The 5,882-nt window shown below is 54.3% G+C and carries 2 protein-coding genes and 1 pseudogene; 2 read left to right on the top strand and 1 reads right to left on the bottom strand.

Annotated features, from left to right (window positions below; genetic code table 11):
• A pseudogene (locus tag BBW68_RS04670) lies at positions 1-230 on the top strand (IS91 family transposase); the annotation flags it as partial.
• 405 nt (positions 231-635) lie between these two features.
• On the opposite strand, the gene rluC reads toward BBW68_RS04670, so the two are convergent.
• Entirely contained in the window at positions 636-1,598 is a 963-nt protein-coding gene (gene rluC, locus BBW68_RS04675; RefSeq protein ID WP_070134220.1) for a 23S rRNA pseudouridine(955/2504/2580) synthase RluC, read from the bottom strand.
• A gap of 615 nt (positions 1,599-2,213) precedes the next feature.
• Here rluC and rne point away from each other — a divergent pair.
• Positions 2,214-5,417, top strand: coding sequence for a ribonuclease E (rne, locus tag BBW68_RS04680; protein ID WP_070134221.1), 3,204 nt, complete (start codon positions 2,214-2,216; stop codon positions 5,415-5,417).
• Positions 5,418-5,882 lie beyond the last annotated feature (465 nt).

Here is a 5,882-nt window from a genome sequence, read left to right on the forward strand (position 1 = left end):
CGCGGCATTTTAAGATGGTGCGCTACTTCGGCTTTCTGGCCAACCGCAAACGGGGATCGGTGCTGCCGAAGGTCTACGAAGCGCTGGAGATGATGCTGCGGAAAAAGCCGGAGAAGCCGGGGTTTGCGGTGCTAATGAAGGGCTTCCTGGGTACCGACCCGTACCAGTGCATCCTGTGCAAGGGCCGACTGCGTTTTGCCGGCGCTCAGGCAGGAACGCAGGCGATGGCATGACTGTCGGAAAGGTTGCGTGGAATGGAGAAAAAGCGATGGTTGCGGATGCCTGAGCCGGATTAGTGTGCCTGAAAAATGGCTTTCCGGTTAAAAACACGACAAAAACTGCATTTTCATACTTAAACCTACGCACGAGCGCCGCATCAAAGGGATAGTTCGTTCTGACATTCATGGTTGGGCGCTCTCAGAAGAGGCGATTCAATCTCCTAACCATGAACGCGCTGGAACTCATTTCATGCTCCGGCAAGAGCTTAACCGAATGCCATTGGCGCGCTCAATACGCTGGTCGGGCCGCCGCTGATAGCGCTGTGTGAGATGTTAAGAAAAGCCGGGGTTAATCCGCTGGGATGATACTGCGGCGGTGACGCGGTTCAGGCATGCCTGACCCCGTTAAATAACTCGTTACGTTGCCGGGTACTGCTTACGCAGGATATCCAGACAGCGCTTGAGCTGGTCGTCTAGGGGGACTTCCACGCGCATCACTTTGCTGGTCGCTGGGTGGGTGAATCGCAGCACTGCAGCATGCAGAAACAGGCGTTTCAGCCCGGTGCCGCTCAGCTGCATATCAAACTCGGCCTCACCATAGCGATCGTCAAACGCAATCGGATGCCGGGCATGCAGCGTATGTACACGGATTTGGTGAGTACGCCCGGTAACCGGGCTGGCTTTCACCAGCGTGGCTATTGCGTAGCGCTCTTCCACTTTAAACAGCGTCTCGGACGGCTTGCCTTCGCTGTTCACTTTGACGATGTGCTCGCCGCTTTGCAGAATATTTTTCATCAATGGCGCACTCACAGCCTTCACATGCGAAGGCCACTGTCCGCGCACCAGAGCCAGATAGTCTTTCTGCATGCCCTTTTCACGAAGCTGCTCGTGCAGCGAGCGCAGAACCGAGCGCTTCTTCGCCACCAGCAGGATTCCGGACGTATCGCGATCTAGGCGGTGTACCAATTCAAGGAAGCGGGCATCCGGGCGCATCGCGCGCAGGCCTTCAATCACACCAAAGCTCAGACCGCTGCCACCGTGTACCGCGGTGCCAGAAGGCTTGTTCATCACCAGAATATGATCATCTTCATAGACAATCGCGCCTTCCAGTGCAGCCACTTTGGTCAGCTTCGGCGAAACGTTCTCTTCTTCACGTTTGTCCATGCGTACCGGCGGAATACGCACCTCATCCCCGGCCTCAAGCTTGTATTCAGGCTTGATGCGTTTTTTGTTCACCCTCACTTCGCCCTTACGCAAAATACGATAAATCATGCTCTTCGGCACCCCTTTTAATTGGGTGCGCAAAAAGTTATCGATGCGTTGTCCTGCCTCATCGGCAGAAATAGCAATAAAATGTACGGCTGGAGTATTGGTTTTCATGGTTGGCGATTCTAAATAGTGCGCTGTGATAGCGCCACCTCTTTTTCTGTGCTTAACTGAGTTGGACGGTTTCGCAGAAGGTTATGATCGGTTTTTAGACGATCTGCTGAAAAGCATTGCAATTCGCTCTAAAAGCTGAGAGAAACTTCTCAACGCGGAGAAAGTGATCTTGCGATCACCCGCTTAGCAATGGAATAATGTTTCCGTTTGGACGCTAAGACTTGTGAATGCAAGAAAAAAGCGTTTACCCGATAGCTTTCAGCCTTCCTTATATTTGGCAGTTGAAAGATAAGGGTGTAATACTAAATTTTGCTGGATAGCCCATACACGCAGCAATGGCGTAAGACGTATTGAGCAATTAGGCATTTAGCGCGCTGCGGGTTGCAGCTTGGACGAAAACGGGATTTGTTCACCTAGTATTATACTGGCGGTTCTCCCCATCAAAGCGCTGTTTTTCCATATGTAAAACAGGCTACCGAGTATTTGCGCCCCAAGAGCAGCCGACATCCGTGAGGTTGACGGCCTTGCAATGAGACAGGGGTCATCGGTTTTTCACGTTCAGCGTTACTTTGCCCGCAGCTTTGTCACTAATGTAACAATAATGAGTAAGTTACGATGAAAAGAATGCTAATAAACGCAACTCAGCAGGAAGAGTTGCGTGTTGCCCTCGTGGACGGACAATGTCTGTACGATCTGGATATCGAAAACCTTGGACACGAACAGAAAAAAGCCAACATTTACAAAGGCAAGATCACCCGCATTGAACCCAGTCTGGAAGCCGCATTTGTTGATTACGGCGCTGAAAGACACGGTTTCCTACCTCTGAAAGAAATCTCCCGCGAATACTTCCCTGCTAACTATAACGCACACGGCCGCCCGAATATTAAGGATGCACTGAGTGAAGGCCAGGAAGTGATCGTACAGATTGATAAAGAAGAACGTGGTAACAAGGGTGCTGCCCTGACCACCTTTATCAGCCTAGCAGGTAGCTACCTAGTCCTGATGCCGAATAACCCACGTGCAGGCGGGATTTCACGCCGCATCGAGGGTGACGACCGTACTGAACTGAAAGAAGCCCTTTCTGCTCTTGAGCTGCCAGACGGCATGGGCCTGATCGTGCGCACTGCTGGCGTTGGCAAACAGGCCGATGCGCTGCAGTGGGACCTCAGTTTCCGCCTGAAGCACTGGGACGCGATTAAGAAAGCCGCTGACAGCCGCCCTGCTCCGTTCCTGATCCACCAAGAGAGCAACGTTATTGTGCGTGCTTTCCGTGACTATCTGCGCCAGGACATCGGCGAAATTCTGATCGATAACCCGAAAGTGCTCGAACTGGCGCACCAGCATATCGCCGCACTGGGCCGCCCGGATTTCAGCAACAAAATTAAACTGTACACCGGTGAAATCCCACTGTTCAGCCACTATCAGATCGAGTCGCAGATCGAGTCCGCTTTCCAACGTGAAGTGCGTCTGCCTTCCGGCGGCTCGATTGTTATCGACACCAACGAAGCCCTGACCGCTATCGATATCAACTCCGCGCGCGCAACCCGCGGCGGCGACATCGAAGAGACCGCATTCAACACCAACCTAGAAGCGGCTGACGAAATCGCCCGCCAGCTGCGCCTGCGTGACCTCGGCGGCCTGATCGTCATCGACTTTATCGATATGACCCCGGTACGCCACCAACGTGCGGTAGAAAACCGCCTGCGTGAAGCGGTTCGCCAGGATCGTGCGCGTATTCAGAACAGCCATATTTCACGCTTCGGCCTGCTGGAAATGTCGCGTCAGCGTCTCAGCCCGTCACTGGGTGAATCCAGCCATCACTTGTGCCCACGCTGTAGCGGTACCGGCACCATCCGTGATAACGAATCGCTGGCGCTATCTATCCTGCGTCTGATTGAAGAGGAAGCGCTGAAAGAGAACACCAAAAAAGTTCACGCGATTGTTCCAGTCCAAGTAGCGTCATACCTGCTGAACGAGAAGCGCGAAGCGGTCAGCGCCATCGAAAAGCGCCAGGGTGGCGTCAAAGCTGTTATCGTGCCAAACGATCAGATGCAGACTCCGCACTACTCCGTACTGCGCGTGCGTAACGGCGAAGAGACTCAAACCCTGAGCTATCACCTGCCGAAGCTGCATGAAGCAGAAATGGCCCTGCCGTCTGAAGAAGAGCATTCCGAGCGTAAGCGCCCTGAACAGCCAGCGCTGGCTGCCTTCGTGATGCCAGATGCACTACCGGCGCAGGTAGAAGAAGTAACCCAAGTGGGCACCCCTGCGAAACCGAAAGCGAAAACCCCTGCGGCCCCAGCTAAGTCGGGCCTGATGAGCCGCTTCTTCAGAGGGTTGAAGAAAATGTTTGCCGCTGAAAAGAAACAGCCAGCGCAGCCAGTACAGCCTGTGGTAGAAGAGAAAGCGCCAGAAGCATCCGCACCGCGTGGTGAACGCCGCAACAACCGTCGTCAGAATAACCGTCGAGACCGCAACGGCGAGCGCAATCAGCCTTCACAGCCGCAGCCGCGCCAAGAGCGTCAGCGTCGTCGCTCAGCGCAAAACCAGGAAGAAAAACACCCGGTTGTGCAGGAAGAGGTGATTGTTGAACCGATCGTCGCCGCTGTAGATAAAAATCAGGATGCGCAGGAAGAGAACATACAGGTGATGCCGCGCCGTAAACCGCGCCAGCTGAATCAGAAATTACGTATCGAAACCGCCGAGCAGACTGCCGCGCGTTCATTTGAACCGGAAGCCGCTGCACCCGCAGCTACCGTGAATGAGCCAGCCGCAGCAAAAGCCGATGACAGCGAAGATCGCGAAAGCAACAACATGCCGCGCCGTTCACGCCGTTCGCCACGCCATCTGCGCGTCAGCGGTCAGCGTCGCCGTCGTTACCGTGATGAGCGTTATCCAACACAGTCACCCATGCCGCTGGCTAACGCTGCTGCATCGCCAGAGATGGCATTCGGAAAAGTGTGGGTCTCTTATCCGGTTGCTCAGGCTAATGAGCACGAAACTCATGCTGAATATCAGTCGGTGGTTCCCGCTTACGGTCACGCCGATGTGGTAGAACCTGCCGTCGTGGAAAGCGCTGTAGCCCCTGCTGCGGTTGAAGCCCATGCTGAAGTAACGGCTCCGGCGGAAGTGACTGCACAGGCAGCCGTGGCAGAAGCCTCGGTTGCGGAAACCCCAGCGGCAGCGGCATCAGAAGCTGAACCTGTGCATGTCGTAGAACCACAGCCAGAAATCCAGCCGGAGATCGCTCCGGCAGACGCGGCGGACACTTCTTCTATCGATGCTGCGGTGAACGAAAAGCCGGCGGTGATCTCCAGCGCTGACGAAGTTGTCTCACAGGAAACGGCAGTAGAAGCGGTCCCGGTGCAAGAGGCGCAGCCTGCGCCAGCTTTCGCAGCGGTTGATGCCGTGGCAGAAATTGTGGAAGAAGCCCAGCACACTGAACAGTCTCAGGTTACTGAAGTCGCCAGCGAACTGGCGCATGAAACTGTCGCTGGCGTCAGTCCGGAAGTTGAACAGCAGGTTGCCGAAGTGCTGCATGCACCAAAAGCTGCCGCTGAGCAGCCAGCGGCCATCAGCGAGCCACATGCGCCGCCGGCACGTGACGAGCCGGTGGTTGCTGCGATTACCGCGCCAGCGCAGAGTAGCTTCAAGCACCATGCTGCCGCCCCAATGACCAAAGCTCCGGCTCCGGCTTACCAGCCTGAACCTGCTCGTCAAAGCGACTTGGTGCGCCCTGACTTCAACTTCGAAGGTAAAGGCTCCGCAGGCGGTCATGCTGCGACTCATCAGGCGACGGCACCAGCAACGCGTCCGTAACTGTCTCGCTGAGTAAAAAGCCCCAGTCTGATAACCGGGGCTTTTTTGATTCCTGCACTGCCAGTGAATCCCACACCCGCATAAGCTGCTCAACAACTGCATATTCTGGCCGATCGTGAATACTCATTCTGGCGGAACGTGAACGCGTATTCCGGCGGAAAATACCACGATTTAGCACCATGACCAGAATCACTGTTCATTTTGCCAGAATCGGTGTCCACCTGACCGGAATTGCTGTTCACGTCTCCAGAATCATTCTTAACGCATTGATTTTTGCTGCTATACCTCTCCCTTTAATTCCTAGAAGAGATGTATGCCAAACAAGAGAATTGTCAACAGCAGTCGAACTTTGACCCACCTTTGTTTAACAACAGCAGTTGTAATTTGGGTCTTCCGCAACTTGGGTGGAAGAAGAACAATGAAACTTTCTAGTTAACAAAGATCTAAGCTGTTTTAAGTTATGGA

Origin of the sequence: Candidatus Erwinia dacicola (assembly GCF_001756855.1) — a bacterium.
In the GTDB taxonomy this organism is placed as follows: Bacteria; Pseudomonadota; Gammaproteobacteria; order Enterobacterales; family Enterobacteriaceae; genus Erwinia; species Erwinia dacicola.

Excerpts from the sequence above, each read along its gene's own strand:
- rluC (WP_070134220.1), bottom strand. The coding sequence starts at position 1,598 with ATGAAAACCAATACTCCAGCCGTACATTTTATTGCTATTTCTGCCGAT.
- rne (WP_070134221.1), top strand. The coding sequence starts at position 2,214 with ATGAAAAGAATGCTAATAAACGCAACTCAGCAGGAAGAGTTGCGTGTT.